Annotated in this window: 1 protein-coding gene; it reads right to left on the bottom strand. The window is 38.2% G+C overall.

Annotated elements, in window-relative coordinates:
* Nucleotides 1–64 precede the first annotated feature (64 nt).
* Nucleotides 65–1123 carry a TRAP transporter substrate-binding protein gene (locus tag ACS8FC_RS14090; RefSeq protein ID WP_299221686.1) on the bottom strand — a complete coding sequence of 353 codons (1059 nt, stop codon included), beginning with the start codon at nt 1121–1123 and terminating at the stop codon, nt 65–67.
* Between the last annotated feature and the right edge of the window lie 435 nt (nt 1124–1558).

Below are 1558 nucleotides of genomic sequence, written 5' to 3'. Positions count from 1 at the left end.
CACAGCCTTGAGATGAGAGTGCTGAGGTTGACTAAAAATGCCATGGGAGATTGCCTTTAATAGGTTAGACTTTACAGGCAGCGCTGGCAGCTTTGGCTTTCTCATATACGCCATCGGCATCCAAACCTAAAGCATTGACGTCGGCCAAATATTTCTTAGTACCGTCTAATAGAGGACCTTTCCAGTCAGGGTCGTTTAGAGGATCGGGTATTTCAACGATTTCATCGCCTTTGTCTTTAGCTGCTTGTATGGCCATCTCATCATGCTTATCAAAAACTTCACCGACTTTGTTAGCAAGCGCCATACCTGAGTTATTGTCAAGTACCTGTTTTAAATCATCAGGTAAACTTTCATACTTATCTTTATTCATAGTAACCATAAGTGCTGAACTATAAAAAGGAATGTTAGTATGATACTTCGTTATTTCATCAATCTTAAAAGCTGTGACTGCTTCCCATGGGAAACTAAGTCCGTCCACAACACCTCTCTGTAAAGAAGTATACATGTCGTTAGCGGGTAAGCCGACAGGTGAAGCACCTGCGCTTTCAATAATGTCACCAGCGACTGCTGAAGGTCTGCGAATGCGCATGCCTTTCATATCTTCAGGTGTACGGATTAATTTATCAGTAGTATGTAGAGAACCAGGTCCAGCACCATACATGAATAACAGATGTGAATCTTCATATTCACCAGCAAGCGTACCATCATCATATAAAGTTTGTAGCATACAACCCATCTGAGTAGCCGAATTAGACAAACCAGGAAGCTCAGTAATTTGAGTTAAAGGAAAACGACCATTGGTATAACCATGTGCTTGAGAACCTATATCGATTGTACCCTTTGCAGCAGACTCATAAGTGACATCAGCTTTAGCAAGACCTGCTGAGGGGTAGAGCTCGACTTTTAATCGACCATCAGAATCAGTTTCAATCTGTTTGGCCCAAGGTTCAAATACTTCCTTGCTGATAGAAGAAGTGGCTGGCCAAAAATGCGAGAAGCGCAAAACAGTGGTTTCTTTGGAAGAAGCTGATGAAGCATCAGTACTTTCAGATGTTTGATTAGAACAGCCTATGATACTCATGGCCGCTAAGGCACCTATTGAAAAAAGAGGAGCTAACTTCATTATCAATTCCTTTTGATAATTATATGGAAAGAAAGAATTTCGAGTGAATAATTATATAAAACTTAAAATATAATAGATTTGAAGCTATATTTTAAGTATATACATAAACAATACTTTTTATCACATCGTAAAGCAATTATTACTTATAGATAAAGATTACATTTGAAATTATCAGCTATAATGATATAAGTCAAATCATTTTGAGTCAATATACTGATTATCTGATAAAATATAGTAACGTTAGTAACTACAAAATTTAATTATGATTAAATAGTGTTTGTGGAATACTACACATAGTAATTTTAGATAAAATGAAGCTAAAAAAAGCCCCCACAACGTTGTTGTGGGGGCTTTTTAGGAATAGAGAGCTGACGATGACCTACTCTCACATGGCCGGAGCCACACTACCATTGGCGCGATGATGTTTCACTTCTG

The organism is Psychrobacter sp. 1Y4, from assembly GCF_051847555.1.
This window is presented reverse-complemented; position numbering and strand designations above follow the sequence as displayed.

Excerpts from the sequence above, each read along its gene's own strand:
- ACS8FC_RS14090 (WP_299221686.1), bottom strand. The coding sequence starts at position 1,123 with ATGAAGTTAGCTCCTCTTTTTTCAATAGGTGCCTTAGCGGCCATGAGT.